Origin of the sequence: Natronorubrum halobium (assembly GCF_051351675.1) — an archaeon.
Lineage (GTDB): Archaea > Halobacteriota > Halobacteria > Halobacteriales > Natrialbaceae > Natronorubrum.
Genome location: NZ_CP195595.1, coordinates 636,160 through 663,143, shown reverse-complemented (window position 1 = coordinate 663,143; position 26,984 = coordinate 636,160). Strand labels below are relative to the sequence as shown.

The 26,984-nt window shown below is 66.6% G+C and carries 25 protein-coding genes; 13 read left to right on the top strand and 12 right to left on the bottom strand.

Going from position 1 to position 26,984, the window contains the following annotated elements:
- Nucleotides 1-24 precede the first annotated feature (24 nt).
- The gene (locus tag ACSFC7_RS03215) at nucleotides 25-2,478 is read left to right on the top strand and encodes a histidine kinase dimerization/phospho-acceptor domain-containing protein (RefSeq protein WP_436346323.1); all 2,454 of its coding nucleotides are present in this window, start codon (nucleotides 25-27) and stop codon (nucleotides 2,476-2,478) included.
- Nucleotides 2,479-2,500: 22 nt separating this feature from the next.
- Here ACSFC7_RS03215 and ACSFC7_RS03210 read toward each other — a convergent pair whose 3' ends face one another.
- Nucleotides 2,501-3,493, bottom strand: a complete 993-nt coding sequence (locus ACSFC7_RS03210) for a replication factor C small subunit (protein ID WP_436346322.1) — start codon at nucleotides 3,491-3,493, stop codon at nucleotides 2,501-2,503.
- A 256-nt stretch (nucleotides 3,494-3,749) separates the two neighbouring features.
- Between ACSFC7_RS03210 and ACSFC7_RS03205 the strand changes: the two genes are divergently transcribed.
- The 4 genes from ACSFC7_RS03205 (at nucleotide 3,750) to ACSFC7_RS03190 (ending at nucleotide 7,070) form a co-directional block, all read left to right on the top strand.
- The gene (locus ACSFC7_RS03205; RefSeq protein WP_436346321.1) at nucleotides 3,750-4,835 is read left to right on the top strand and encodes a bactofilin family protein; all 1,086 of its coding nucleotides are present in this window, start codon (nucleotides 3,750-3,752) and stop codon (nucleotides 4,833-4,835) included.
- 106 nt (nucleotides 4,836-4,941) lie between these two features.
- Nucleotides 4,942-5,172 (top strand): ubiquitin-like small modifier protein SAMP2, encoded by a 231-nt coding sequence (gene samp2 / locus ACSFC7_RS03200; protein WP_436346320.1) that lies wholly within the window; start codon nucleotides 4,942-4,944, stop codon nucleotides 5,170-5,172.
- Nucleotides 5,173-5,366: 194 nt separating this feature from the next.
- Complete coding sequence (gene glyA / locus ACSFC7_RS03195; protein ID WP_436346319.1) at nucleotides 5,367-6,611, top strand: serine hydroxymethyltransferase; 1,245 nt, start codon at nucleotides 5,367-5,369, stop codon at nucleotides 6,609-6,611.
- Nucleotides 6,612-6,719: 108 nt separating this feature from the next.
- A complete protein-coding gene (locus ACSFC7_RS03190; RefSeq protein ID WP_436346318.1) occupies nucleotides 6,720-7,070 on the top strand; it encodes a nuclear transport factor 2 family protein in 351 nt (116 codons plus the stop codon).
- Nucleotides 7,071-7,178: 108 nt separating this feature from the next.
- Here the strand turns inward: ACSFC7_RS03190 and ACSFC7_RS03185 are convergent, their stop codons facing one another.
- The 4 genes from ACSFC7_RS03185 to solA form a co-directional block, all read right to left on the bottom strand.
- Nucleotides 7,179-8,807: a BCCT family transporter gene (locus ACSFC7_RS03185; protein WP_436346317.1), complete on the bottom strand. Its 1,629-nt coding sequence runs from the start codon at nucleotides 8,805-8,807 to the stop codon at nucleotides 7,179-7,181.
- 214 nt (nucleotides 8,808-9,021) lie between these two features.
- Nucleotides 9,022-10,257: a threonine ammonia-lyase gene (gene ilvA, locus ACSFC7_RS03180; protein WP_436346316.1), complete on the bottom strand. Its 1,236-nt coding sequence runs from the start codon at nucleotides 10,255-10,257 to the stop codon at nucleotides 9,022-9,024.
- Between the two features lie 4 nt (nucleotides 10,258-10,261).
- Nucleotides 10,262-12,778, bottom strand: a complete 2,517-nt coding sequence (locus tag ACSFC7_RS03175) for a GcvT family protein (protein ID WP_436346315.1) — start codon at nucleotides 12,776-12,778, stop codon at nucleotides 10,262-10,264.
- A gap of 137 nt (nucleotides 12,779-12,915) precedes the next feature.
- On the bottom strand, nucleotides 12,916-14,064 hold the full coding sequence (gene solA, locus ACSFC7_RS03170; RefSeq protein ID WP_436346314.1) for an N-methyl-L-tryptophan oxidase: 1,149 nt from the start codon (nucleotides 14,062-14,064) through the stop codon (nucleotides 12,916-12,918).
- A gap of 213 nt (nucleotides 14,065-14,277) precedes the next feature.
- Between solA and ACSFC7_RS03165 the strand changes: the two genes are divergently transcribed.
- Together ACSFC7_RS03165 and ACSFC7_RS03160 are read left to right on the top strand one after the other, a co-directional pair.
- Complete coding sequence (locus tag ACSFC7_RS03165) at nucleotides 14,278-15,417, top strand: aromatic ring-hydroxylating oxygenase subunit alpha (RefSeq protein WP_436346313.1); 1,140 nt, start codon at nucleotides 14,278-14,280, stop codon at nucleotides 15,415-15,417.
- 29 nt (nucleotides 15,418-15,446) lie between these two features.
- Complete coding sequence (locus ACSFC7_RS03160) at nucleotides 15,447-15,830, top strand: hypothetical protein (RefSeq protein WP_436346312.1); 384 nt, start codon at nucleotides 15,447-15,449, stop codon at nucleotides 15,828-15,830.
- Between the two features lie 30 nt (nucleotides 15,831-15,860).
- On the opposite strand, the gene ACSFC7_RS03155 is transcribed toward ACSFC7_RS03160, so the two are convergent.
- Nucleotides 15,861-16,505: a helix-turn-helix domain-containing protein gene (locus ACSFC7_RS03155; protein ID WP_436346311.1), complete on the bottom strand. Its 645-nt coding sequence runs from the start codon at nucleotides 16,503-16,505 to the stop codon at nucleotides 15,861-15,863.
- Between the two features lie 343 nt (nucleotides 16,506-16,848).
- Between ACSFC7_RS03155 and ACSFC7_RS03150 the strand changes: the two genes are divergently transcribed.
- The 4 genes from ACSFC7_RS03150 to ACSFC7_RS03135 all read left to right on the top strand — a co-directional run bounded on the left by ACSFC7_RS03150 (nucleotide 16,849) and on the right by ACSFC7_RS03135 (nucleotide 18,850).
- Entirely contained in the window at nucleotides 16,849-17,385 is a 537-nt protein-coding gene (locus ACSFC7_RS03150; RefSeq protein WP_436346310.1) for a peroxiredoxin family protein, read from the top strand.
- A gap of 3 nt (nucleotides 17,386-17,388) precedes the next feature.
- Nucleotides 17,389-17,802 (top strand): GNAT family N-acetyltransferase, encoded by a 414-nt coding sequence (locus ACSFC7_RS03145; RefSeq protein ID WP_436346309.1) that lies wholly within the window; start codon nucleotides 17,389-17,391, stop codon nucleotides 17,800-17,802.
- Nucleotides 17,803-18,014: 212 nt separating this feature from the next.
- Nucleotides 18,015-18,347: a DUF5789 family protein gene (locus tag ACSFC7_RS03140; protein WP_436346308.1), complete on the top strand. Its 333-nt coding sequence runs from the start codon at nucleotides 18,015-18,017 to the stop codon at nucleotides 18,345-18,347.
- Between the two features lie 143 nt (nucleotides 18,348-18,490).
- Nucleotides 18,491-18,850, top strand: coding sequence for a hypothetical protein (locus tag ACSFC7_RS03135; protein ID WP_436346307.1), 360 nt, complete (start codon nucleotides 18,491-18,493; stop codon nucleotides 18,848-18,850).
- Nucleotides 18,851-18,898: 48 nt separating this feature from the next.
- Here ACSFC7_RS03135 and ACSFC7_RS03130 read toward each other — a convergent pair whose 3' ends face one another.
- The 3 genes from ACSFC7_RS03130 to ACSFC7_RS03120 all read right to left on the bottom strand — a co-directional run bounded on the left by ACSFC7_RS03130 (nucleotide 18,899) and on the right by ACSFC7_RS03120 (nucleotide 22,372).
- The gene (locus ACSFC7_RS03130) at nucleotides 18,899-20,245 is read right to left on the bottom strand and encodes a tryptophanase (RefSeq protein ID WP_436346306.1); all 1,347 of its coding nucleotides are present in this window, start codon (nucleotides 20,243-20,245) and stop codon (nucleotides 18,899-18,901) included.
- Nucleotides 20,246-20,450: 205 nt separating this feature from the next.
- Nucleotides 20,451-21,035, bottom strand: a complete 585-nt coding sequence (locus ACSFC7_RS03125; RefSeq protein ID WP_436346305.1) for a hypothetical protein — start codon at nucleotides 21,033-21,035, stop codon at nucleotides 20,451-20,453.
- 158 nt (nucleotides 21,036-21,193) lie between these two features.
- Nucleotides 21,194-22,372: an aspartate kinase gene (locus tag ACSFC7_RS03120; RefSeq protein ID WP_436346304.1), complete on the bottom strand. Its 1,179-nt coding sequence runs from the start codon at nucleotides 22,370-22,372 to the stop codon at nucleotides 21,194-21,196.
- Between the two features lie 307 nt (nucleotides 22,373-22,679).
- Between ACSFC7_RS03120 and ACSFC7_RS03115 the strand changes: the two genes are divergently transcribed.
- On the top strand, nucleotides 22,680-23,117 hold the full coding sequence (locus ACSFC7_RS03115; RefSeq protein ID WP_436346303.1) for a hypothetical protein: 438 nt from the start codon (nucleotides 22,680-22,682) through the stop codon (nucleotides 23,115-23,117).
- A gap of 77 nt (nucleotides 23,118-23,194) precedes the next feature.
- Here ACSFC7_RS03115 and ACSFC7_RS03110 read toward each other — a convergent pair whose 3' ends face one another.
- From ACSFC7_RS03110 to ACSFC7_RS03100, 3 genes are all read right to left on the bottom strand, one after another.
- Nucleotides 23,195-23,956 carry a hypothetical protein gene (locus ACSFC7_RS03110; RefSeq protein WP_436346302.1) on the bottom strand — a complete coding sequence of 254 codons (762 nt, stop codon included), beginning with the start codon at nucleotides 23,954-23,956 and terminating at the stop codon, nucleotides 23,195-23,197.
- Between the two features lie 344 nt (nucleotides 23,957-24,300).
- Nucleotides 24,301-25,215, bottom strand: coding sequence for an ABC transporter permease (locus ACSFC7_RS03105; protein ID WP_436346301.1), 915 nt, complete (start codon nucleotides 25,213-25,215; stop codon nucleotides 24,301-24,303).
- Nucleotides 25,212-26,234: an ABC transporter ATP-binding protein gene (locus tag ACSFC7_RS03100; protein WP_436346300.1), complete on the bottom strand. Its 1,023-nt coding sequence runs from the start codon at nucleotides 26,232-26,234 to the stop codon at nucleotides 25,212-25,214. Before ACSFC7_RS03100 ends, ACSFC7_RS03105 begins: the two co-directional genes overlap by 4 nt.
- A 55-nt stretch (nucleotides 26,235-26,289) precedes the next feature.
- Here ACSFC7_RS03100 and ACSFC7_RS03095 point away from each other — a divergent pair, with 55 nt between their 5' ends.
- Nucleotides 26,290-26,910 (top strand): TetR family transcriptional regulator C-terminal domain-containing protein, encoded by a 621-nt coding sequence (locus ACSFC7_RS03095; RefSeq protein ID WP_436346299.1) that lies wholly within the window; start codon nucleotides 26,290-26,292, stop codon nucleotides 26,908-26,910.
- Nucleotides 26,911-26,984 lie beyond the last annotated feature (74 nt).

The following is a 26,984-nucleotide window of genomic DNA, read 5'->3' as shown; positions in this document are numbered from 1 at the left end:
CCACACAACACGCCGATCGATGCCATGACCCACCCGCCGGGATCACGACCGCGTACGGTGCTCTATGTCGCCAAAGCGGCGGCTACGGCCCGCAGCGGGGCAGCCGCACTCGAGGGCGTCGACTCGGGTCCCGACCGAACCGTCCAGGCGCTGTCGGCGGACGCGCTCGACAAACTCCGTAGCTGGGCCCCCGAGGCCGACTGCGTCGTCTTCGCCGAGACGCCGACGACCGCGGCGGGGGCGAGCCTGCTCGAGGTCGTCGACGCCTGCGGGGAGACGCCGCTGGTCCTCTTCTGCGAGCCGGCCTACGCGCCGACGGCGGCGCGCTCGACCGACGGAATCGCCGGCTACGTTCGTCGAGACACCGACGACGCGGTCGCCCACCTCGTCGACGAGATCGAGTGGGTGTGCCACGGCGCGGCCATCGACGAAGCGGAGACCGCGGAAGACGAAACGGCGGAAGACGAAACGACGGAGGAAGGGACAACAGTCGACGCGGGAAGCGCAGCCGACCGCTGTGCTGCGGACGAGGCGGTCGATACGAACGCGGACGAGGAACCGCTCGCAGTCGCACCCGTCCGGCCGACCGACCTCGCCGAATCGGCGGACGCCGCCCGATCGAGCGATTCCGCTCGGTCGGACGACCGATCGACCGCCGTCTCGAGCCTCGAGTCGCTGACCGAACTCGCCGCCTGGCGAGAACACGAGAGCGGACGCGAACGGGGCTACGAGTTGCTCGTCGAGTTCGTGGCCGACGTCTGCGAGACCGACTACTGCTGGCTCTCGACCGTCCACTTCGGCGAGTTCACCCCCCGGGCCGGGACGGCCGCAGTCCCCGACGGCGCACTCGAGCCGATCCCGCTCGAGGGACCGATCGGCGACGCCTTCCGGGCCGGTGAGTCGCTGCGGATCGACGACGTCGACGACGCGGCGCTCGAGCCGCCGTTCGAGGATGCCGTATCGCTGTCCGTCGCTCCCGTCGGTGACGTCGGCGTCGTACAGCTCGCCGCCACCGAGCCGAACGCGTTCGACGAGACGACGGACGAGATCCTCGAGGCCTGCTGTCGGTACGGCGCGGCGATACTCGAGCGGACCGAGACGACGTCGCGACTGCGCACCGAACGCGACCGAGCGCGACGGGAACGGACGCGGCTCGAGGCCGAACGCGACCGGCTGGAGTCCGAGCGGGACCGAGCCACGGACGAGCGCGACCGCCTCACGGCCGAACGGGATCGACTGGAGACGGCGTTCGCGAGCCTCCCGATACCGGCGCTCCGGTACGAACTCGTCGACGGTCGAGTCGTCGTCCGAGACGTCACCGAACAGCTCACCATCACCTTCGACATCGATCGTACGGCGGTCGTCGACAGCGGTATCGACGGCGCCGGCGGCACCGAGACGACCGTCCCGCCCGGACTCGAGGACCGAGCGCCGACCCTGTCCGACGCGGTGCGTTCGACCGAGCGCCGCCAGTTCGTCAGCCGCCGCGAGACCGGCGACGGCATCCGGGAGTTCCTGCTCACCGTGGTTCCCTGCTCGCTCGAGGACGATGGCGAAACGACCGAGAGTGGAGCTGAGTCAGCCGAGAGTGGAGCCGAGTCAGCCGAGAGTGGAGCCGAGTCAGCCGGGAGTGGAGCCGAGTCAGCCGAGAGTGGAGCCGAGTCAGCCGAAAGTGGAACCGACGACGGCCCCGCAGAGGGAGCGGTCGTCTACACCGACGTAACAGACGCGAATCAGCTGGAACGCGAACTCGCCGCCGTCGAGCATCGCCTCGAGACGATCGCACAGCTTGTCGACGACGACGTGCGAACGCCGCTGAACGTGGCTCGCGGCTACCTCGAACTCGTCGAAGAAACCGGTGATCGAGAGCACTTTCAAGAGGTCGACGACGCCCAGGAGCGGCTGCTGGAACTGGTCGACCAGCTAGCGGCGATCGCCCGCGGAAACGGAACCGACGCGCTCGTCGACACCGAACCGGTCGCGCTCCACGACGTCGCCAGACGGGCCTGGGTCGTCGTCGACACCGGCGACGCGCGGCTCGTCACCGAGGAGAACCTCGTGCTCGAGGCCGACAAGAGCCGGGTTCAGGAGCTGTTCGAACACCTCTTTCAGGCGGTCGTTCACGGCGAGGAGACGACCGGACACGACGGTACCGGACCTGATGGGGACGCGGACGAGAGACGGACTGCGGACGAGGAGACCGGGCGCAGTACGGCGGATTCGACGGTCGTCTCCGTCGGGACGGCCGACGACGGCTTCTACGTCACCGGCCGGTGGAACGGAGCCGGCGAGACCGGCGGTGTCGCATCGGGGGCCGACCTCGGTCGCCTGGCCGCGTGCGACGGCGCCGGCCTCGGGCTCGGTCCCGTCGAGCGGATCGCCGACGCTCACGGCTGGGATATCGGCATCGCGGAGGACGAGGACCGCATCGCGTTCGCGTTTCGCGGCGTCGACTCGGCCGACGTCGACGGCACCTGACGCCGGCGTCGTCGGGAGTCGATCAGGACTCGTTTTCGAGCGCCAGCGAGGCCAGCATCGCCTCGAGTTGCAGCCGCTCGTTCGCGCCCTCGGTGATCCGGAAGTCCACTTCGCCGAGGCGCTCGAGCAACCGCACGGTCGCCTGTTCGGGAATGTCGAACTCCCAGGCGGAGCGGTGGAGCTGGTCGATGACGTCGCCGCCGGCCAGACCGCGGTCCATCAGGAGATCCTCGAGGGCGGCGCGGGCGGCGGTGAAGTCGCCCTCGATGGCGTGTTCGACCATCGCTTCGACCTCCTCGGGTCGGGCGGTCGAGGTGATCGCGAAGACGGTCTCCTCGTCGACGGTCTCGCCCATCACGGCGGCGGCCTGCAGCCCGTTGATGGCCTTTCGCATGTCGCCGTCGGCCGCGTAGACCAGCGCGTCGACGCCGTTGTCGGTCACCTCAATGTCCTCGTTCGCGGCGATTTCACGGACCTGCGCTTCGATCGCTTTTTCGGAGAGTTCGGTGAATCGGAAGACCGCACAGCGGGACTGGATCGGGTCGATGATCTGACTCGAGTAATTACACGAGAGGATGAAACGCGTGTTGTTGGAGAACTGCTCCATCGTCCGGCGCAGGGCCGACTGGGCGTCGGAGGTCAGCGCGTCGGCCTCGTCCAGAAAGATGATGCGGTGGTTGTAGCCGCCGAAGGACGAGCGCGCGAAGTCCTTGATCCGGTCGCGCACGACGTCGATCCCGCGCTGGTCGGAGGCGTTGAGTTCGAGGAAGTTCTCGCGCCAGTCGTCGTCGTAGACTTCGCGGGCGATAGCCTGTGCGGCGGTGGTTTTGCCCGTACCCGCTGGACCCGCAAACATGAGGTGCGGCAGTTCGTCCTGTTCGACGTAGTTCTGGAGTCGCGGGACGATGTTCTCGTGGCCCTTGATCTCGTCGAGCCGTTCCGGCCGGTACTTCTCGATCCAGACTTCGGTCTTGCCGGGAGTCGGCTCCGCCGCCTCGGCGTCGGCCTCGCTCATACCGGCCCAAGGAGTGGGCCGAAGATAAAACGACCGAAGGTCGTCGGTCTCGAGTCCCGACCCAACGACGGCGGAAGCGCGTTCGAGTCCCGACCCGACGACCGGCGAACGCTCACTCCAGGCCCGCACGACGACCGACTCAGCCGCGCTCGAGGCCACGGCTACGTCCGATGGAAGACGATCACGAGTGTCGAACAGTTCCCGTGTCCGATAGCTCAGTAACCGATTTTTCACGGTGCTCGACGAACGTTCCTGTATGGTATCCAACAATACCGCTCGAGCGGTCGTCGTCGTCGCCGTCCTCACCGTCGTCGTCGGGACGATTCCGGCCTCGGTCGCCGCACAGTCGGTCGAACGGACCGGTGGCACCGTCGTCGTCGAGGAGGGTGAGACGGTCGACGACGTCGAGGCGTTCGGGGGAAGCGTCATCGTCGAGGGCACTGTCACGGGCGACGTCAGCGCCGTCGGCGGCGACGTGCGGATCGAGGGCGACGTTGGCGGCGACCTCGAGGCCGTCGGCGGGAGCGTGACGATCGCCGGCACCGTCGACGGCGACGTCGAAGCCGCCGCCGGGAGCATCGAGGTCACCGAAGACGGGACCGTCGGCGGGGATTTCGCCGCGGGTGCCGGAACCGTCGTCGTCGACGGCGCGCTCGAGGGTGACGCCGAGATCGGCGCCGAGACCATCCAGCTCGGCGACGAGGCGTCGATCGCGGGCGATCTGCGCTACGGCGGTGACCTCGAGGGGAACACCGACGCGGTCGCGGGCACCATCACGGAAGATTCCTCGATCGGCGTCGGTCTCACGCCGACGATCCAGCCGATCGCCTCGTGGCTGTTCGCGGTGTACGCCCTCGCGGTGAACCTGTTGCTCGGGGCCGCGTTACTCGCCCTGTTCCCCCGGTTCTCCGACGGCGTCGCGGATCGGGTCGCGAGCAATCCCGTGCGATCCGGACTGGTCGGGTTCGGCGTCCTCGTCGGCGTACCGATCCTGCTCGCCGCGACGGCGATCACGGTAATCGGCATTCCGCTGGCCGTCGTCGGCGCGTTCGTGTTCGCCTTCCTCGTCTGGATCGGGACCGTCTACGGACGCTTCGCCGTCGCGACGTGGCTGCTCTCGGCCGTCAACGTCACGAACCGGTGGCTCGCGCTGCTCGTCGGACTGGTCGGCGGTGCGGCGCTGGCACAGATCCCGTACGTCGGCGGTCTGCTGAATCTGGTGATCCTCCTGCTCGGCCTCGGTGCGCTCGCGATGGGGCTGTACACCCACCGACGAACGGTTCGGGACCGAGAACGGGAGCCGCGACGCGAGGTCGGTTCCGACGGGCCGGCGACCGACTGACGAGTGACGAGGACAGCCGCCCGGACGGCGCTCTCGACGGCGTGCCGGCCGCGTGACCCGCGGAGAGAGCGACGCGCTCAAGTCCGCGCTCGCGTAAGGCGATCCTATGCAGGTCACCGTCGACGTCAAGGGCGAAGGGACCCACGAGATCGACCTCGAGGCGGTGTCGGGAACGGACGCGACCGCCGAGACGACGCCGACCTATCTGGATCTGCTTCGCGAGGTCGACCTCAGCCCCCACGAGGTGAGCGTCCTCGTCGACGGCCGGCCCGTCCCCGAGGATCAGCCGGTCGAGAGCGACCACGTGACGGTGTTGCGGTTGATCAAGGGCGGCTAACGGGCCGGCGATCGTCGGTTCCGACTCGAATCGGCCACCGATCGCCGCGATCGCTTCGGTCTCGATCGCATACCGCTTCGAGCCGCAATCGACCGCGGTCGTCGACGCGAGCGATCGTTCGGCGCGCCGGTCCTTTTGAACGGGTCGATCATCTGCGATCAAGATACTTGGACGGATTTCTCGATAGCAGTAGTATGTCAACTCCTCTCAAGGATGTCGATCCGGCGGTCGCAACGGCCGTCGACCACGAGCGAGAGCGCCAGGAGACGACGCTCGGGATGATCGCCTCGGAGAACCACGCGTCCGAGGCCGTCCTGGCCGCCCAGGGAACGGCGCTGACCAACAAGTACGCCGAGGGCTATCCCGGCGCGCGCTACTACGGCGGCTGCGAGCACGTCGACGAGGTCGAACGACTGGCCATCGAGCGGGCGAAGGAGCTGTGGGGCGCGGATCACGTCAACGTCCAGCCCCACTCCGGAACGCAGGCGAACATGGGCGTCTACTTCGCCGCCCTCGAACCGGGAGACACGATTCTCTCGCTCGATCTGACCCACGGCGGCCACCTCAGCCACGGCCACCACGTCAACTTCTCCGGGCAACTCTACGAGGTCGAACAGTACGAGGTCGACCCCGAGACGGGGTACGTCGACTACGACGCACTGGCCGAACGGGCTCGCGCGGCCGATCCCGACGTGATCGTCAGCGGCTCCTCGGCGTATCCCCGCGAGTTCGACTGGGAGCGCATCGGCACGATCGCGGCCGAGGTCGACGCACACCACCTCGCCGATATCGCCCACATCACGGGGCTCGTCGCGGCGGACGTTCACTCGAGCCCGATCGAGCACGCGACGTTCGTCACCGGGAGCACGCACAAGACCATCCGATCCGGTCGGGGTGGGATCATCATGTGCGACGAGGAGTACGCGGAGGACGTCGACAGCGCGGTCTTCCCCGGGAGTCAGGGCGGCCCGCTCATGCACAACGTCGCCGGCAAAGCCGTCGGTTTCGGGGAAGCCCTCGAGCCCGCGTTCGAGGAGTACGCCGAGCGGACCGTCGCGAACGCGACCGCGCTCGCGGACGTCCTGCGAGACCGGGGCCTGTCGCTGGTCTCCGGCGGCACCGACAAGCACCTCGTGCTCGTCGATCTCCGGGATTCTCACCCCGACCTCACCGGGGCGGACGCCGAAGCCGCGCTCTCGGCCGTCGGAATCGTCGTCAACAAGAACACGGTCCCGGGGGAGACGCGCTCGCCGTTCGTCACCAGCGGGATCCGCATCGGCACGCCCGCGGTGACGACTCGCGGGTTCGGCGGCGAGGAGATCGAGACGGTCGGCCACCTCATCGCCGACGTGCTCGAGGCACCCGAGGACGACGCGACGCGCGAACGGGCGTCCGACGCGGTCGACGACCTCTGCGAGTCGTTTCCGGTGTACGGCTAGTCCTCCGCGTTTTCCGCTCGTCGGTTCGGAACCGACGGAATCGTTATGAGGGTTCCTGTCGAACTTCCAACAGCCTCGCTGGCCGCGAGCCCGGCGGGAGGGTACGGAATGACTACGAGAGAAGACACACTGGAGCACCACCTCGAAGCCTTCGGGAATCAGGATCTCGAGGCCGTCATGGAGGACTACACGGACGAATCGACGATCGTCACCACCATGGGGACGTTCCGCGGACTCGAGGAGATCGAAGGGCTGTTCGCGGACCTCTTCGACGAGTTCGACGATCCCGACGCGTCGATCACGATCGACGAACAACTCGTCGAGGACGAGTTCGGTTACATCGTCTGGACCGCCGAGACGCCGGAGAACGTCTACGAGTTCGCGACGGACACCTTCCACATCCCCGAGGAGACGATCAGCTTCCAGACGTTCGCGGGGAAGATCAGTCCGAAAGAGTGATCGACCGATCAGCGGGGGCCGATCGGCCCGGATTCATTTTTCGCCGTCGCGTGACGAACATCGTGGACGTTCACTGTGGACGCCGTCGCGCGAACGGCAGTCGGCGCGTCAATCGTCGTCCGGAGTGCCGTCGACGCCGACGATGTCGTCGGAGCCGGGCACCTCCACGTCGTCTTCCTCGCGGAGGAACAGCGAGCGCTCGGTGCCGAACGCCAGTCCCATCGACGCCACGGCGATCAGGGCGATGATCGAGAACGGTCCACCGGTGATGATCGCCGCCGCCTGCAGCGCGTCGACGCCGCCGGTGACCATCAGCAGCGAGGCGAGCGCACCGATGAGGAAGCCCCAGATGACGCGGTTGATCGTCGAGGGGCTCTCGGCGCCACCGGTTGTGAGCATTCCGAGCGCCAGCGTCGACGAGTCGGCCGACGTGACGAGGAATGTCGTCACGAGCACGAGGAACAGCACCGTCAGCAGTCCGCCGAGCGGCAGCGCCTCGAACAGCGGGTAGCCGGAGCCGGCTTCGCCCAATTCACCGACGACGGTGAGGATGTCGGCCTGACCGGTCTCCTGCATGAAGATCGCCGTTCCGCCCATCGTGGCGAACCACGGGATCGTGACGCCCGTCGACGCCACCACGCCCGTGACGGCGACCTGTCGCACCGTCCGGCCGCGGGAGATGCGGGCGATGAACAGCCCGACGAACGGCGTCCAGGAGAACCACCACGCCCAGTAGAAGATCGTCCAGCCGCCAACCCACCCGGCGACGCCGCCGCCGGTACTCTCCGCGGCGCCGGTGTAGAAGCTCATCGTGACGAACTGGTTGAGATACGCGCCGAGCGCCTCGGTCCCGGCGGACATGATGTACGTCGTCGGGCCGAGGAGGAACGTCGCGACGGTCAACAGGGCGAACAGCGCCATGTTGAAGTACGAGAGCCGACGAATCCCCTTCCGCACGCCGAGCGCGACGGAAATCGTGAACGCGACGGTGAGACCGGTGATCACCAGCACCGTGCCGGCGTCGCCGACGCTCGCGCCGGTCGTCCACTCGACGCCGACGAGGAACTGGTTGCCCACCAGTCCCAGCGTGGTCGCGACGCCGCCGATCGTCGCGAACACCGCGAGGATGTCCACGAGTTTCGCGAGCGGCCCGTCGAGGTTCTCGAGTCCGACCCAGGGGGCGATCACCGTCGAGATGCGCAACGGCGCGTCGTGACGGTAGGCGTAGTACGCGATCGGCAGCGCCATGACCACGTAGGCAGTCCACGCGGAGATCCCCCAGTGGAAGAACGTGTACTGGATCGCACCGACGGCGGCCTCCGGGGTCTGCGACTCCGCGCCGACGAACGGCGAGACGGCGTCGTAGTGGAAGATCGCTTCGGCCGGACCCCAGAACACGATTCCGGCGGCGATCCCCGCCGAGTACAGCATCGCGAAGTACGCGAGAAACGTAAACTCCGGCTCCTCGTCGTCGTCGCCGAGTTTGATGTTCCCCCACGGCCCGAATATGAGGAACGCGACGAACACGACGAGGACGAACATCGCGATCAGGTACCACCACCCGAGCGCCGTCCACAGGAAATCGTTCACGCTGTTCATGTATCCGGACGCGGCCGTCGGTCTGAGGATGAACGCGAGTACCGCGATGGCCGCGACGGCGAACCCGACGCCGAAGACGACGGTGTCGAGTTCGTCCGTAAAGGTTCGTATCGTGCTTTGTGTGGTTGAGTCGTCCATTGTCGATCACCGTATCACGTCGTGTGCTTCCGGACTCGAGCGGCTGCTCCCCGTTCGCGCGACGCGGTCACCCGCCGAGCGATCAGCCGCCGTACGACGGGAATTCGTGTCACTGGGGGTCGTGCCAATAGTTCACAAAGAACACTATCAGTGTTCATCTTAATAACGAGCGCCACTTTTAAGGGCCCGAACGAGTGCGCTGTGTGGACCCCGCTCAGGCGTTGACGTGTCTGACCTCGTACCCGTGATCGCGTATCGATCGAATGATCGCGCGAGCCTGGCCCGCACCGCTGGTCTCGATCTGGAAGACGAGGTGAGCCTCGCCGACGTCGAGTTCCGGCGCCGCTCGATCGTGGCGAACGGTCTGGATGTTGGCGTTGTGACCGCCGATGATCCCCGAAATCTCCTCCATCTTGCCGGGCTGGTCGTCGATGCGAACGCGCAACCGCAGCAGCTGTTCCCGATCGGTCAACGCGTGGACGAGCACCGTCTGGAGCATCGTCATGTCGAGGTTGCCGCCACAGAGCAGCGGCATCACCGTCTCGCCCGTGACGTCCAGTTCCTCGCTGATAACGGCGGCGACCGACGCCGCACCCGCTCCCTCGACGACCTGCTTCGCCCGCTCGAGGAGCAGGAGTATCGCCCGGGCGATCTCGCCGTCGGTCACCGTCACCACCTCGTCGACGTGGGCCTCGATGTGCGAGAGCGTCAGTTCGGAGATCCCGCCCGTCGCGATGCCGTCGGCGATCGTCTTCACCGACTCGAGGGAGACGGGTTCGCCCTTCTGGAGGCTGTCGGGAACGGTCGCCGCCCTCGCCGCCTGGACGCCGACGACGCGCGTCTCCGGCGACAGTTCGGCGAAGGCGGTCGCGATCCCGGAGATGAGCCCGCCGCCGCCGATCGGGACGACGATCGTCTCCACCTCCGGCAGGTCCTCGTACATCTCGATGCCGAGCGTTCCCTGTCCCGCGACGATCGCGGGGTCGTCGTAGGCGTGCACGAACGTCGTCGCGTCGTCGTCGACGAGTTCGCGCGCGTGACGCATCGCTTCCCGGAAGTCGGCTCCGACGAGTTCGACGTCGCCGCCGTAGCTACGGGTCGCGTCGACTTTCGCCTGGGGTGCTCCTTTCGGCATGACGATCGTCGAGTCGACGCCGAGTTTCGTCGCCGCGAGCGCGACGCCCTGTGCGTGGTTGCCGGCGCTGGCCGCGACGACCCGCTCGGTCCCTCCCTCGGCGGCGCACTGCGCGATCTTGTTGTACGCGCCGCGAGTTTTGAACGAGCCCGTCCACTGCAGGTGCTCCATCTTGAGGGAGACATCGCCGCCGGTCAGATCGTCGAGGGACGTGCTCCGTTCGACGGGCGTCCGTTTGACGACCGACTCGTCGTCGAGCCGGTCACGAGCGTCCTCGATGTCGGCGAAGTCGATGGTTCCGAACGCTCGGTTCATGGTATCAGCGGAGCATTTTCTCCCGGTCGGGATCGAACAACGGTTCGTCCCGGACCGTCGCGGGGTAGCGATCGTTCTCGTACCCGATTTCGACCGCGCGGCCGGCCTCGGCCGCGTCCGGCGGCAGGTAGGCGTACGCGACGCCCGCGTCGATCGTGTAGCCGTACTCCGCGCGAACGACGTCCCCGAACACCTCGTCGCCGCCGGGATCGAACACCGGATGCCCCGCGTCGACGAGCGCCCCGGGTTCGTCGAGCGTGACGGGGGTGATCTGTCGGTCGATCCCCTCGTCGCGCGCCTCGAGCAGCGCCTCCTTGCCGACGAAGTCGGTCTCGAGGTCGACCGCGAATCCGATCCCCGCTTCGTACGGATCGTACTCGGGGGTGACGTCGGTGCCCCACAGCCGGAACCCCTTCTCCACGCTCGTCGAGTCGAGTGCTGCCCAGCCCATCGGGACGACGCCGTACTCCTCGCCGGCGTCTTCGATCGCCTCCCAGAGGCGCGCCCCGTACTCCATCGGCGTGTAGACCTCCCAGCCGAGTTCGCCCGCGTAGGAGAGCCGGAGCATCGTGACGGGGAGGCTCTCGAGGTACGTTTCTCGGGCCGTGTAGAACGGGAACGCATCGTTCGAGAGGTCGGCTTCGACCAGCGGCGCCAGTACGTTCCGCGCGTCGGGACCGAAGACGCCGATACCACAGAGGCTCGAGTCGTGGGTCGTCACCGAGACAGAGCCGTCGTCGGGCGCGTGCTCGCGGAGCCACCGCGAGTGCAGCGTCGCGGAGTTGCCGCCGCCGGTAAACACCACGTACCGGTCGTCCGCGAACCGGGCGACCGTCACGTCCGCGAGGATCCCGCCGTCCTCGTTGCACATCGCCGCGTAGCGAATCCGGCCCGGCGAGACGTCGACGTCGTTGGTCAACAGCCCCTGGAGGAACTCGCAGGCCCCCTCGCCGGTCACCTCGATCCCGGTGTAGGTGGTCATGTCGACCATCGCGACGCGGTCGCGGACGGCCCGGTGTTCGACCCCCTGTGCCTTCGACCAGCCGCGGTCGAGCCAGTCCGGCCTGTCGGGGACGTCGTACTCCTCGAGCAGCGACTCGTTGCGCTCGTACCACTGGGGTACTTCCCAGCCGCCCGTATCGTAGAACGCCGCGCCGAGTTCGGCCTGGCGCTCGTAGAACGGACTTCGTCGGAGCGCACGTTGCTCCCGCGGCTGTTCGCGCGGGTGGATTAACTGGTAGACCTCCTGGTACTGCTGTGCGCCGCGACCCCGGGTATACTCGCGCGAGCCGGCGTGGGACTGGAACCGCGTGAGGTGTGCGGGCGTGGCGTCGACGCGCTCGCCGTCGAGCCGCGGGACGCCGTCTTCCATCCAGTGGGCGACGATACTTCCCGCGCCGCCCGACTGCGTGACCCAGATGGCCAGCGCCCACCAGAGTCCGTCTACCTCCTCCGTCGGCCCCAGGATCGGCATCCCGTCCGGGGTGAACGAGAACATCCCGTTGATCGCGGACTCGAACTCGGCGTCCCGCAGCGAGGGGACGAGTTCACAGGCCGCGTCGTAGGCGGTCTGGTCGTGATCGGGGTGGGTGTTCTCGTAGAAGTGGGTCTCCGTGAACTCCCGCAACGAGGGGTACTCGAGACCCAGATCCTCGAGTCGCTCCGGCCCGTAGATGTCCTCGGGATCGACGAGCAGCGGTTCGTGGTTGTACGAGCCGATCCCGTAGCGCTCGCCGTGCTGGCGGAAATACAGCGATCGGTCCTGGTGGCGCAACAGCGGCTGCTCGATCTCGCGGTTCGCGCCCCGAAGTTCCTCGAGTTCGTCGGAGACGAGATACTGGTGAGCACACGGAACGAGCGGGATATCGACGTCGACCATGTCGCCGAACAGCGGGCCCCATATGTTCGTCGCGACGAGGACCTCGTCGGCCGCGATCCGGCCGCGGTCGGTGACGACCGCTTCGATCTCGCCGTCGCTCGTCTCGAGGTCCGTCACGGTCGTCTCGCCGTAGAACGCGGCGCCCGCCGCGCGGGCGCGCTCGGCCATCGCGGCCGAGGCGTCGACCGCGTGGGCCTTGCCGTCGGTCGGGACGGAGTAGCCGCCGTGGATGACGGCTTCGTCGACCTGCGGAACGCGGTCGGCGACCTCGGCGGGCGAGAGGAGTTCGCCGCCCTCGACGCCGTAGGATCGGCCCCACTCGCGCTTTCGCTTCAGGTAGTTCCATCGGTCCTCGGTGTAGGCGACTTCGATACCGCCGCACGTCCGGAATCCGTCGAGGTCCTCGTACAGTTCGCGCGTGTACGATGCCATTCTGGTCATCAACTTGCAGCCAGACGTCTGGAACACCAGCCCGGGCGCGTGCGAGGTGGAGCCCCCGGTCTCGAACAGCGGCCCCTGATCGACCACGACGACGTCTTCGCGACCGAGACGGGTGAGGTGGTAGGCGGCGCTACAGCCGACGCAGCCGGCGCCGACGATAACGGTTCCAGCGGCGTCCGGAATCGTGTCCCTTGTACTCATCTATCATAGGTACTGCCAGACGATCGGCCATAGCTATCCGGGTGCATAACCTGTGGCGTATAACAGGGCGACGAACGGCCCGCAGTACGGCAGTGATCGGAGCGAGGGAAGAGGGTACTCGAGGGAAGCCGAGACCGCTATTCGTCGTCGAACCGCTCGAGTCGGAACATCTCGATGGGACGGTCGGTATCGCCGTCGACCGCGAGGTCGGCGAGGATCTCGCCGATCACGCTGGCGAACTTGAAGCCGTGGCCCGAAAAACCCGCGCCGACGGCGACCTGCGGGTGGTCGGGGAGGGTGTCGAGGATGAAGTGCTCGTCCGGGGAGTTCGTGAACATGCAGGTGGCGAGTCGCATTGTCGGTCCGTCCGCCTCCGGGAAGCACTTCCCCGTGACCGCCCGGAGCAGGCGCTCGTCCTCGGGTTCCGGCTCGGTGGCGTAGTCGTCCGGATCGACCTGCTCGTCGCGGTGGTGATACTTCCCGATCTTGAACCCCGGGACGTCGTAGATCGGCAGCCCGTAGAAGCGGCCCTCCTCGACTTTCAGGTTCCAGACCGGGAACCTGTCGGGTTCGAATAGCGACGGTCGATCGGGCTGGAACCAGCCGAGCACCTGCCGTTCGGGCACCGCGAGCCCCTCGAGGGCGTCGGCGAGCGTGCCGTTCCACGCGCCCGCGGCGAGCACCAGGTTCTCGGCCTCGTAGGTGCCGCGGTCGGTCTCGACGCGGACGCCCTCGTCCGGCGTCTCCTCCCAGTCGTGGACCCGTTCGCGTGCGCGCACCTCCGCACCGGCGGCCTGCGCCGCCTCGACGTGACCGATAATCGACTGTTCGGGGACGACGAACCCGCCGTCGGGTTGGTACAGCGCCATGTGCCCGTCCGGCAGCCGGTAGCCGGGAAAGCGCTCGCTCACCTCCTCGCTCGTGAGCACCTCGTGAGGAATGTCGTACTCCTCGCACGAGGTGAGCGATCCCTCGAAGACGACGTTGCCCTCGGGGCCGGCGTCGATCGAACCCGTTCGGTGGATCACCTCGCGACCGGTCTCGGCCGCGAGGTCGTCCCAGAGCTTGTACGCCCGCTCGATGAGCGGGATGTAGGACGGATGTTCGTAGTAGGCTCGGCGAATGATCCGCGTGATTCCGTGGGACGAGCCCATCGTATGTGGGACGTCGTACCGCTCGAGTCCCAGGACGTCGAGTCCGCGCTCGGCGAGGTGGAAGGTCGTCGCGCTGCCCATCCCGCCGACGCCGATGACGATGACGTCGTAGCGCTCAGCTGTCGTCGGCATACTGCAGTCCGATTCGACGAGCGCGGTCAATAGCGTTCGGCCGTCTCACCTCACACCTTTTTGACGCCGGTGATCGGGCGGAGAGCGCTCTCGAGCGGTGCATCCGGGCCCGCTCGGTTCGCCGCTGTGGCGCGACCGTCCGCCACTACTTATACGTCCGAACCATCTGCGATCAATCCTTATTGAACGATACGTCATGGCATGCCACAGAGCATGACTAGATGGAACAACGGGCTGGACGAGGTAGAGCGGGTCAGTCCCGACCTCACCGACGAGACGAACGCGCTTCCGGCACGGTACTTCACCGACCCGGACGTCCACGAGATGGAGAAAGACGCGGTATTCGGACGGTACTGGGTGTACGCAGGACACGCGAACTGCATTCCGGAGGCCGGAGACTACTTCACCCGGACGATCGGGGATCGGGAGCTCATCGTCCTCCGGAATCACGACGGCGAGGTACGGGCGTTCTACAACGTCTGCGCTCACCGCGGGTCGGCGATCGTCGAGGACACCCCGATGACCGATCCGGGTAACGCGCGACGGATCCAGTGTCCCTACCACCTCTGGACCTACGACCTGGACGGCGACCTCGCGAGCACGCCCCGAAGCTTCGAGGAGGCTCGGCTGAACCCGGACCTCGAGGACGAGGACGTTCCCGAGCTGGACGCCGAGGAGAACTCCCTCATGGAGGTCCACAGCGACCGCATCGGGCCGTTCGTCTTCGTCAACGTCGACACCGATCCGATGCCCCTCGAGGAGCAGGCCGGGACCCTCAAAGACGAACTCGAGTCGCTGCCGCTCGAGGAGTACCAGCTCGCCCGGCGGATCGTCTCGGAAGTCGAGTGCAACTGGAAAGTGTTCGCCGGTAACTACTCCGAGTGCGATCACTGCCAGGCGAACCACCAGGACTGGGTTAGAGACCTCGAACTGCTCGAGTCCGAACTCGAGGTCGACGACTACCACTGGGTGCTCCACTACAAGCACAAGGAGGACGTCGACGACGAGATGCGCATCCACGACGAGCACGAGGCCCAGTTCCACTACTTCTGGCCGAACTTCGCGGTCAACATGTACGGAACCGCCGACGGCTACGGCACCTACATCATCGACCCGATCGACGAGGGGCGGTTCCAGCTCGTCGCGGACTACTACTTCAGAGATTCCGAGCTCTCCGACGAGGAAGAGCAGTTCGTGCGGACGAGCAGGCAACTCCAGGAGGAGGACTTCGAACTGGTCGAGCGCCAGCAGCGCGGGCTGAACTCGGGCGCGATCGCACAGGCCCAACTCGGCCCCAACGAACACACGGTCCACAGGCTCCACCGGCTCGCACAGGAGGCCTACGAGGCCTAGCCGGCCGGCGTTCCGTCTTCCCACTACTCATGAGTCACGGCCACCACCAACGCACCCCGTTCGTCGCCACGTGTCCGGATTGTAACGTCGAACGCGACGCCGAACCGGCCAACGAGGTCGTCGAATTCTACCGCCGACACCACCGGCATACGGGACACGACGTCGTATTGACCCGCGCCGACCTCGACGTCGACCTCGAGGCCGAGGTAGCGCTCGAGGACCCGGCGACGGACGTCGCGACCGTCGTCGACGCCCTCGAATCGCACTACGAAACCGGCGTGCCGATCGGTATCGTCGCCGCGGCGATGCGTCAGCGGGGGTTCACCGTCGGCGAAACGCTCGAGGCGATCTACGAGGTCCGAATGACCGGGGCGCTCTACGAGCCTCGCGACGATCATCTCGCCGCCTTCTGAGCGCGGCCGCGTTCGGAGCGCCCGCCGCTGCTACTCCTCGAGCAGCGTCGTCTCCACGAGTTTGCCCGTGCCGCGACGGATGCGACCGCCGACGGCCGTCGGCGAGATGTCGAGCCGATCGGCGAGGTCCTCGAGCGAGGTCTCCCGGGGCTCCTCGAAGTACCCTTCCTCGTACGCGTTCACCAGCGCGGCCTGCTGTTCGTCGGTCAACGTCGGTGCCCGTCCGCCCGCCCACTCGTCCTGGCGGAACATGCGGTACAGTTCGAACGAGATCTCTTCGCTCTCGCAGTACTCCCAGAGGGTCGAGAGCGCTTCCCGATCCGGAAGGTGCAGCCGAACAGTCCAGCCGCGATCGTTGCTCTCCGCTTTCAACATGAGGCCCCCGAGTTCGGCGGTCTTCGGCGAGATGAGTTTCGTCTCGTCGGTGTGTTCCAGCTGGTAGATGCGCGTCGACCCGAGGTCGTCGACGAGCGTCCAGTGGGGGACCGTGTGATCGTCCTCGAGTGCCGCTTCGAACGCCTCGTCCGCCCCGTCGACGAGAAAGAAGAATAGCCCGGTCTCCGGATCCGTCGTCGAATGCGGCACGACCTGAATGGACGCGTCCGGACACTCGCGGATCGTCGGCGTCAGCGCGAGGTCCGGGTGTGCGATGTCAATTATCGCGACCAGGCTCATGGTTGCTCACACCCCGTTCCGTTGCTGACTGTTCGCTCCGACGGCCGCATACGAAGCGATTGTGCTGTTCGATAGATCGACACGGAATACGGCCGCGTTCGGACCCCATAGTGGTAGTAGATACCACGCCCCATTCCTTAACCATTACCACGTACGGCAGCGCGGATCGACAATCGATAGTCGTTACCGCGCGCTCGGAGCGGAACCGAACTCCGGCGTTTTGCGACGGAAACCCTGCCGTGGGATTCGGTGAAACGAGCCGACGGGGAGTACACCCGAGAGCGATCCGGACCGAGATGGTGAAAGCCCGACCGTTTTGAGGGCGAGCGTCGTAGCCGGAGCTATGACCGGAGACGCTGCCGAAGTAACCCTCGAGAACGTGGGACCGGGCCCGGATCCGCTCACGCTGGCGGAACTGGCAGCGCCGGTCGAACCGGCAGATCCGACGACGACCGAAGAGGCCGATCCGGCCCACGACGCCATCCTCCTGTTGCTTCACCGCGATCACCACGCCGGGCAGTGTCGCCGACAGGTCCGGGCCGTCGCCGACCGCTACGACGAGTTCCGCGAGCGGGGCTGCCAGGTCGTCTCTGTCGTCCCCGAACCCCGCGACCGAGTCGAGCAGTGGCAAGCGCGCTACGACCTCCCGTTTCCGCTCTGTGCGGATCCGGAGGCGACAACGGGCGAGACCTTCGACCAACCGGTCCGACTCGGAGCCCTCGGCGAGCAGTTCGACGTCGTCGGCCGAATGCCCGTCGCGATCGTCTTCGACATCGACGACGACGGGGAAATCGACGTCGCCAACGCCTACCGCGGCCGGACGAATCTTGACCGCCCCGAAATCGACGAGTTGTTGGCCACTATCGACCGACGAACGTAACGAATGGACGGCCACGTCCGCACCGCCACGCCCGACGACGCACTCGACGTGCGACGCATCCTCGATGCAGCCATGCTCGAGCCGGGCGACGTCGAAACCCGGATCGAAAACGAAGACGTTCTCGTCGCCGGCGATCACCGCGGCGGGTCCGAGGACGGCGAACGAATTCTCGGCACGGTCGTCCTCGAGTCCCGCGACGGCGTCCACGGCGCTCACGTCTCGGCGATCGGCGTCCGCCGTCGCCACCGGGGGAAGGGGATCGGCCGCGCGCTGATGGAACGGGCCCTCGAGCGAGAGCGGCGACTCACGGTCCGGTTCGACGACGGCGTCCGCCCGTTCTACGAGGCGCTCGGGTTCGCGATCGAACCGATCGACGACCAGCGCCACCGCGGCGTGATAGCGCTCGAGCAGTCGTGACAGATGTCGGTGCCCCCTTGCTCGGCGACACCGAAGACGAAACGAGGCGACTCGAGTCGCTGAGCCGCGTAATCGTCAAGACACGCGATCGCCGAGCCGCGTGCCCAACACTGCTCCGCCGTTGCTGCCGTCTACGGCTGCTCCGTGCCGGTGAGCGGTGCGAACCCCGAACGGCCACAGCGTTATCCCGCTCGCACGCCTACGTCATCCAGATGGCAGACGACAAAAAATCCCGAAACAAACAGGCCGACGACGAGGAGCGACGCCAGCGAGAGCGGGAACTGCAGGAGGCGCGCGACCGCGACGACGAACCCGAGCCGACGGACCCCGAGCAGGGCGAACAACTCGGCGACCTCGACGACGCGCTCGAGGAACACGAGTATCCGACGACCACCGACGACCTGCGCGGGGCCTACGGCGACCGCACAGTCGAAACGCAGGGCGGGTCGAGAACCCTCGAGGACGTGCTCGAGCCGGTCGACAACGAATCCTACGACTCCGCCGACGACGTTCGGAATCGGATTCAGGGGTTGATACGCCGCTGAGGGCCGCGCTATCGTCGAGCCTCGTCTCGAGCGTCGCTCGCTCGACTCGCCGTTTTCTTGCTCGAGCGGTCGCAACTCCGGTACCCTCCTGCAGGCGTGTTCCGGCGGAGCTTTATCGGACAGAACGTGGTACGATCCTTCGCATGGCTCTCGGACGGATACTCAGCGGCGACCCATCGAAAAGCTCGAAACTCTACCTCGTGATTGGCGGCCTCTCGCTCGTCAAGGCGATCGCGGTACGCAACGACCAGGAGCGGTTCCGCCGGGAACTGGTCGACGCCGGACTGTTCATCGGCGTCGGCATCGCGTTACGAAAGTACAGCCAGCTCAAGGACGAAAAACGCGCGGAGATCGAATCGCAGGTTCCCGACTGGGCGATCGGTCTCGCGACCTCCGAACCGGCGAAACGGGGCGTCCGAAAGATGGCCAAACAGCGACTGGGAAGCCAGTCCGAACCGGAGCCGACGGTTCGGGACCGCGCTCGAGGACTGCTCTCGAGTTGATCGGCGACGGCCTCCGGTCGACTCTCGATACGCCTCGGAGCGCACCGATCAGGGTGAAATCGGCTCGAGGGACGCCGTAAAGTGACGTAATTCGCGGTTTTCGGGTTCGGAGACGATCTCGAGACCCGACACCGTCTCCTGGTTCTCGATGACGGTCTCGGCGGTCTCGACGACGTGCTCGAGGTGCTCTTTGTGGTAGGTCCGACGCGGAATCGCGAGCCGGACCAGTTCCGGCCGGTCGGTGTCGGGGAACGCGAAACTCCCGAGTTCGACGCCGCGGACGCCACCCTCCCGATACAGCGCACAGACCAGCGCCTGCCCCGGGAACTCCTCTGAGGAGAGATGGGGAAGCGCACCGGCCGCGTCGAGATAGACCGCGTGGCCGCCGGCCGGCGTGTAGATCGGAACGCCGGCCTCCTCGAGCATTTCGGCGAAGGTTCGGACCTGTTCGAGGCGATCCGTGACGTAGGCCTCCTCGACGGCTTCCCGGAGGCCGACGGCCATCGCGGCGACGTCTCGGCCGGCCATCCCGCCGTAGGTCGGGAACCCCTCGTAGAGGATCGCGCGCTGCTTGCACTGCTCGAAGAGCGTGTCATCGTCGGTCGCGACGAATCCGCCGGCGTTCACCAGTCCGTCTTTCTTCCCGCTCATGACGAGCGCGTCGGCGTAGCCGAGCTGTTCGCGGGCGATCTCGGCGACGGTGGCGTCGGCGAACTCGTCCTCGCGCCGTTTGACGAAGGCGGCGTTCTCGGCGAACCGGCAGGCGTCGATCACGAACGTCGCGCCGATCTCGTCCGCGAACTCGCGGACGCGGCGGGTGTTCTCGACGCTAACGGGCTGGCCCGCCGCCGAGTTGTTCGTGATCGTCAGGATCACCATCGGCACGCGTTCCGCGCTCACCTCGTCGACGACCGATCGGCCGCGATCCAGCGAGAAGTTCCCCTTGAACGAGCCGTCGACCGTCAGGTCGTGGGCTCGATCGACCGGACAGTCGACCGGATCCGCCCCCTGATTCGCGACGTGAGCGCGCGTCGTATCGAAGTGGGTGTTGTTGAGCGCGACGTCACCGTCCTCGAGCAGCGCGCCGTAGAGGACGTTCTCGGCGCCGCGGCCCTGATGGGTCGGGACGACGTGTGAAAAGCCCGTGACCTCCCGAACGGCCGACTCGAGTTCGTCGAAACTGCGCGATCCCGCGTAGGCCTCGTCGCCGCGGAGCAGCGCGGCCCACTGTTCGTCGCTCATCGCACCGGTCCCGCTGTCGGTCAGCAGGTCGATGAACACCTCCTCGGCGTCGAGATCGAAGACGTTGTAGCCGGCTTCCTCGAGCGCTCGCTCGCGTCGTTCGCGGGACGGTAGCTGAATTCGCTCGACCACTTTCGATTTGTAGGCAACCATACTACCTCAACGCCGCCGCGCGTGTTCAGTCTAGCTGGAATCTCGTGTTCGCTGGCGACTCGAACCGTCCGCTTCCGGACGAATCGGTGCATCGATGGACGGAGTCGACGATCCGAACGGCGCTGGAGCTATCGAACGGCGGCGAACGGACACCGACGAACGGCGGTAGCGGGGCCGAGATCGTCGCTTGAAGGGGCAGCGAGCGTCAGCGGGCGTCGGCCTCGACACCGCTGAACGTGTCGTTGGTGACCCGCGTCGGCGTCGGATCGGGACCGACGAGTTCCAGCTCGTCCGCGGACCCGGACCGGACGGTGAGTTTCCCCGTCGACTCGGCGGCGTCGGCCGTCCGCTCGACGTCGGTGCAGTCGGCAGTTCCGGTATCGTCGTCGGAATCGGTCCGCTCGTCGGGAGGTGAGTCGGCTGCGACGAGTTCGCTGAGTTCGGACGCCGTCGACTCGATCACGTCGCCGTCGTCCCGGATCGTCACGTCCGAGTCGCCGACGAACTCGAACTCGAGGTCGTCCGCAGCGGGCTGGTCGTCCGCAGCGGCCTGATCAGTCTCGCCGACCTGCTCGTCACGAGTGTCCGCCGTCTCGACGTCCGCGAGTCCGGCGAACAGTTCGGCCGCCGTCGTGTCGTCGACGTCTAACTCGTCGTCGGGGATCGTATCGTGTGCCCCGCCGGCCTCCTCGAGTTCGTCCGGCGATTCCACGTCGAATTCGGCGAGGACCGCGTCGGGATCGGGCTCGACGTCCTCGAACACTTCCGTACCTGTCGAATCGGTGCTCATGACAATAGCTGTGATACTCACGACCTTCGTTACGACCACGTTACCGACAGTTCATGGACCGGCTACTGGGACGATTCCGGACGAAACGAGGGGTTCCGCGAGTACCGGTTACGGTAGCAGAATCCGGGGAGATCCAAATCCGAGGGGGACTCGCGGATCTAGAACAGATCCTGGGTCAACTCGAGGGTCTTCTCGCGGTCGTCCCACTCGACGAAGAGGGCGACGCTGGTCGCGCTCGTGATGATGTCCTGGAGGTGGATCCGCTCCTCGGCGAGCGGGTTGACGATCTCGCTGATGATCCCCGGCTGGTTGGGGAGTTCGCCGCCGGTGACGCGGACGACGGCCGTCGGCGAGTCGACGGTGACGCTCGAGAGTTCGTCGCGGGCGATGACCTCGCGGTGGAGGATGTTCTCGGCGCGTTCGGCCTCTTCTTCGTCGATGTAGAAGGTGACCGTGTCCATCCCGCTGGCGACGGCGTCGATGTTGATGTCGCTCTCGGAGAGCGCTTCCGAGAGGTGGTTGAAGATGCCCGGCTGGTTGCGGATCGCCCGTCCGGCGACGGTCAGGCAGGCCAGCGGTCGTTCGCGCAGGTCGACGAGGTTCTTGAACTCGCCCTCGATGCTCGTCCCGCCCGAGAGCAGATCGCCGTGCTGGTAGTGGACGACGCGGACGTCGAGGTTCCCGCCCTTGTACGACAGCGCGGAGGGCGCGACGACCTCGGCCCCGCGGAACGAGAGGTTCCGGAGTTCGTCGACGGAAATTTCGCCGACGTTTCGAGCCCCTTCGACGACGTGGGGATCGCCCGTCATGACGCCCTCGACGTCGGTGACGATGACGACCTCGTCGGCGTCCATGTACTTGCCCATCATCACGGCCGTCGTGTCGCTGCCACCGCGGCCGAGCGTCGTGATCGAACCGTCCGGTCCTTCCGCGAGGAAGCCCGTGATCACCGGCACCGTGGTGTCGAGATCGTCGGCGACCTCGAGGGCTCGCTTCTGCGTCTCCTCGACGTCGACCTCGCCGTACTCGTCGGTGACGACCGGCCACTCGTCCTTCCCCGGTTCGAGGAAGGTCGCATCGATGCCGCGGGCCGACAGGGCGGCCTTGAGCATTCGAACGGAGGTCCGCTCGCCCATGCTGACGATCTGGGCGCGGTCGGCTTCGTCGGTCTCGAAGGTGATCTCCTCGAGCAGGTCGTCCGTCGTCGATCCCATCGCGCTGGCGACGACGGCGATCTCGTGGCCGTCCTCGACGGCCGCCGCGATCGAGTCCGCGGCGCGATTGATCCGATCCCCGCTCCCGAGGCTCGTACCACCGAACTTGGCTACAACGCGCATACTGACACCTCGTCCGCGACTGGCGTCACGATCTCGTGGCTCATATGCCAGACCGTTACCAGAGCGCGCAGATAACTGTGTCCCATCGCTCGTACTTTTACCAGCAATCGCGGTTCGATCGAAGCCGAAAGCGCGGTCTCGAATCGCCGTACTCCGGACGGATGAGCGACGGGTCGCTCTCCCGAAACACGTCGGTGCGTCGAACCGAGATCGGTCCCTCGGGGTGCGACCGCTCGCCGCGAATCGAGACCGAGACGACGCTATCGCGGGCGGGATTTATGTTTGTGCGTAGCATTACCACACGCTAATGAACGTACGGGACGCTCTCGAGGCCGACGCGGACGCGCTGGCGTCGATCGCCGATTCTCCGACCGACGTGATGCGAAATCTGGTTCACGATCGGACGGTTCGCGTCGCCGAAGACGGCACGCACGATCCGAACGCGGACGTATCGGAATCGCAGTACAACGGCTCCGATCCGGAGGACCTGCTGGGGTTCATCAGCTTCGACGCGAAAGAAGATACCGTCCACGTGACCCAACTCGACGGAACGGCCGACGCGTGCAAACGGCTGCTCGCCGAACCCGTCCGGTTCGCCGAGCAGGAGTCGATGAACGTCGAAATGCTGGTCTCCGCCGAAACGTCGAGCATCGAAGACGCCGCCGAAGAACTCGGGTTCGAACGACGCGGTCGGGGACCGCGATTCGAAGGGGCCCCCACGATTCGGTTTCGACTCGAGCCGTAGGGTCCGATCGGTGCCGAGACGGCCGTCGGCCCCGCTCCGTCGCAACTCGTCGCCCGTCGCCTCGCGAAACGCGGCCATCAGCCGAGCAGCAAGATACCGGTATAGGCCGTCAGTCCCGCGCCGAAGGCCCAGAATCGACTCTCGCGGTCCGCCGGTAGCTCCTCTTTGATCACGTTGAGGATAACACCGCCGGCCAGAAACGCGAGCAGGAGGCTGAGATAGAGTTCCGGGACGCCGACGAGCGCGCCGAGCGACGCGCCGCCGACGATGGCACCGGCGAGCAGCCATCGCCCGATCCGATCGTAGGCGGCCTGGTGGTGTTCGCGCAGCCCGTAATCGTTGACGACGAAGTGAAGTCCCATCGCTACCCCGTAGAGGAGCAGACTCGAGACCCCGGTTTCCTCTCGATGCAGCAAGAGATAGCCGATGAGTGCGTTGTACGCCGCAAACGAGCCGATATGGATCCAGAACACGCCCGTTACGGCTCGAATCGTCACCTCGCCGCCGTTCGCTCGCCGGTTTCTCCCGCGGTGCGACCGGCGAACGATCTGTTCGAGCCCGTAGAAGAGCGTAAACCCGACGAGCGCCGCGATGAACAGCGACCGTTCGTGCGTCGCCTCGAGGACGACGTTCGTCGGTTCGAACGCCTCGACGACTCGAGACTGGTGCTCCGTGATCTCGGGAAGCAGGTGAACGAAGACGTACGCGACGGAGACGCCGCCGCACAGCGAGAGCCACCGGCTGCGGGGAATTCCGCGAAGGAATCGGAACTCTCCGGCCCCGACGTGCACCGCTGCCAGCCCGCCCGCGACGAGCAACACGCCGAGCGTCGAGAGCATCGGGCACCACTTCGGCGAGAACGGCAATAAAGGACTGCCGACGCGTCCGGACCCGTGCGAATAGTGCGAGACCGCAGGTCTCCCAGACCATGTGAGTAGTGCGGGACCGACGGTCCCGCATACCATGCGAACGGCGGCTTTGCCGCCGTGAGCAGACGGCCCGTCGGCCCGCGAGCAGACGACGTGTCGCGCCGTGAGCAGACGGCCCGTCGGCCCGCGAGCAGACGGCGCAAAGCGCCGTGAGGAACGATCGGCTGGGGAGGACGCGGAAATCCCTGCTGCCAGCGGCAGCAAAATACTCGTCTTCGCCCAAATCCCGTCGAAGCACCCTCGAGTGAACGCGCCTACTGAACGTCGGAACTCGAGGCGGCGTTCAGGAAGTAGACGGCGACGGCTCCGAGAACCAGATCGAGCGCGGCCAGGATCGCGATCGCGGGGACGAGCGTGTCCCACATGCCGCCGAAGGTCGACACCTCGATGACGGTCATGACGTCCTGGCCGAACATGAGGGCCCGCGTCGCGTCCACGCCGTAGGTGATCGGGTTCAGCGCCGCGACGGTCTGGACCCACCCCGGCAGGAGCTCGAGCGGGAGGAACGCGCTCGAGAGGAAGAGCAGCGGGAACTGCAGCAGGTTCACGGCGATGATAGTCGACTCCTGGTCGCGCGTGATCAGGGCCACCACGTTCGAGAGCGCGGTGAACCAGATCGAGAACAGGATGGCGACGGCGACGACGCCGAGCGCGCCGAGGGCACCGGTGGCGATGTAGTCGGTGGGTGCGGCGCCCGTATTCAGGTAGAGCAGGATGTACCCGAGACCGAGGACGATCGCGATCTGAACGACGATGCGGATGACCTCCGAGAGGGATTTCCCGAGGAAGATCGCTCCACGGTGCATCGGCGAGACGAGCACCTTCTCGAACATGCCGTTCTCGATGTCCTCGACGAGACCGATCCCGGACGTCGTCGCGGCGATCAGCGCCGTCTGGATCACGATCGCCGGCACGAGGAACGTCACGTAGCTCGCCTCCGTGCCGAGACTCTGTGCGACCGCGCCCTCCGTGATCTGGCCGAACACCTCCGTGAAGAGCACGAGGAAGATGATCGGGTTCAGCAGCGAGACGGTCATCACGAACGGGTTGCGGGTGGTCTTCAGCAGCCAGCGTTTGAGGTTGATCCACGTATCCCTCGCGAAGCCGTTCCCACCGGTCGTCTTCGGGGACGCCGTCTCGGCCTCGACGCGCTCGGCGTCGACGCTCATCGGTCCACCTCCGCGGTCGCGGCCGACGGCGTGCCATCACCCGGCACCTCGGCTTCGTCCGCGTCGAGCCCCTCGCCGGTGATCGCCAGGAAGACGTCGTCGAGCGTCGGATCACGGACGTTGAATCCGGTGACGGTGATCCCCGCCTCTTTCAGCGCGACGAGCAGGTCCGTGCCTCGTCGTCGGGCCTCGGCGGACCGGACGCTGAGCCCCGAATCAGTGATCTCGACGGGCGCGTCGTCGAAGAGGTCCGCACCGGCTGCGACCTCGCGGGCGCGCTCGAGGGTCGCCTCGTCGGGATCGGCGAGTTCGATCTCGAGGACGGCCCCGCCGACCTGCGCCTTCAGCTCGGCGGGCGAGCCGGACGCGACGATCGAACCGTCCCGGATGACGCCGATCCGGTCGCAGAGCTGGTCGGCTTCCTCCAGGTACTGGGTGGTGAGAAAGACCGTCGTCCCGCGCTCGTTGATCCGCTCGAAGTAGTCCCAGAGCCGGTTACGGGCCTTCGGATCGAGCCCGGTGGTCGGCTCGTCGAGGAAGACGAGCGGCGGTTCGTGGACCAGCGCGGTCGCGGCGTCGAGGCGCTTTTGCATCCCGCCGGAGAAGTCCTTGGCCCGCTTGTCCGCGACGTCGGCGAGATCGACGAGGTCGAGCAGGTCGTCGATCCGGTCTGCGCGGTCGGCGGCCGAGACGCCGTAGGCCTCGCAGGCGAAGCGGATGTTCTCGCGGGCCGTAAGTTCGGGGTCGACGCTGGTCTCCTGGGCCATGTAGCCGATCGACTCGCGAACCGCACGCGACTCGGACTCGACGTCGAACCCGTTGACGGTGACGGTGCCGCCGGTCGGCCGCAACAGCGTCGCGAACACCTTGATAGTCGTCGTCTTCCCGGCCCCGTTCGCGCCGAGAAAGCCGAAGAACTCGCCCGACGGAATCTCGAGCGTGAGATCGGTGACGGCCTCCGTCCCGTCGGCGTACGTCAGTTCGACGTGCTGGGCGTCGATCGTGTTCGTCTCGCTCATGGACGGTCGGACGAAGTAACAACGCATATAGCTTGTGAATGAATATTCATTCATCATGGACGCACCGGACCCCTTCGAGTCGTCGCCGGACGACACGCACGCAGAGATGATGCGAGCGACCTACGACGCCCTCCGGAAACACGGCTACTCCGACCTGACGATCCAGCGTATCGGCGACGAGTTCCCCAAGAGCAAATCCCTCATCTACCAGCACTACGACGGCAAGGACGACCTGCTCGTGACGTTTCTCGAGTTCCTCCTCGAGCGGTTCAAGGCCGACGTTCCGACCGAGGGGTTCGACGACGCCCACGAGCACGTACAGGTGCTCGTCGAACACTCGCTGCCCGAATCGCTCGAGCCGGAGCATGCCCAGTTTACGACCGTGATGACGGAGCTGCGCGCACAGGCCGCTCACGACGACGCCTACCGCGAGCAGTTCACCAGGACCGATCGGTTCTTTCGCGAGCACATCGCCGACATCGTTCGGACGGGAATCGATCAGGGCGTGTTCCGCGAGGTGGATCCGGAGCGGACCGCCGCGTTCGTCGCGACGACCCTGCACGGCGCACAGACCCAACGAGTGACGACCGAGGGCGACGAGCCGACCGCCGCCGCGCGACGGGAGCTCTCCGAATACGTTCGGAGCCACCTGCTCGCGGACGATAACCAGCAGTGAGCGTTCACACTGCCACGAGCGCTCGATCGGAATCGGACGGAACCGTAAACCGGCGCACGAACGAACCCACCGCC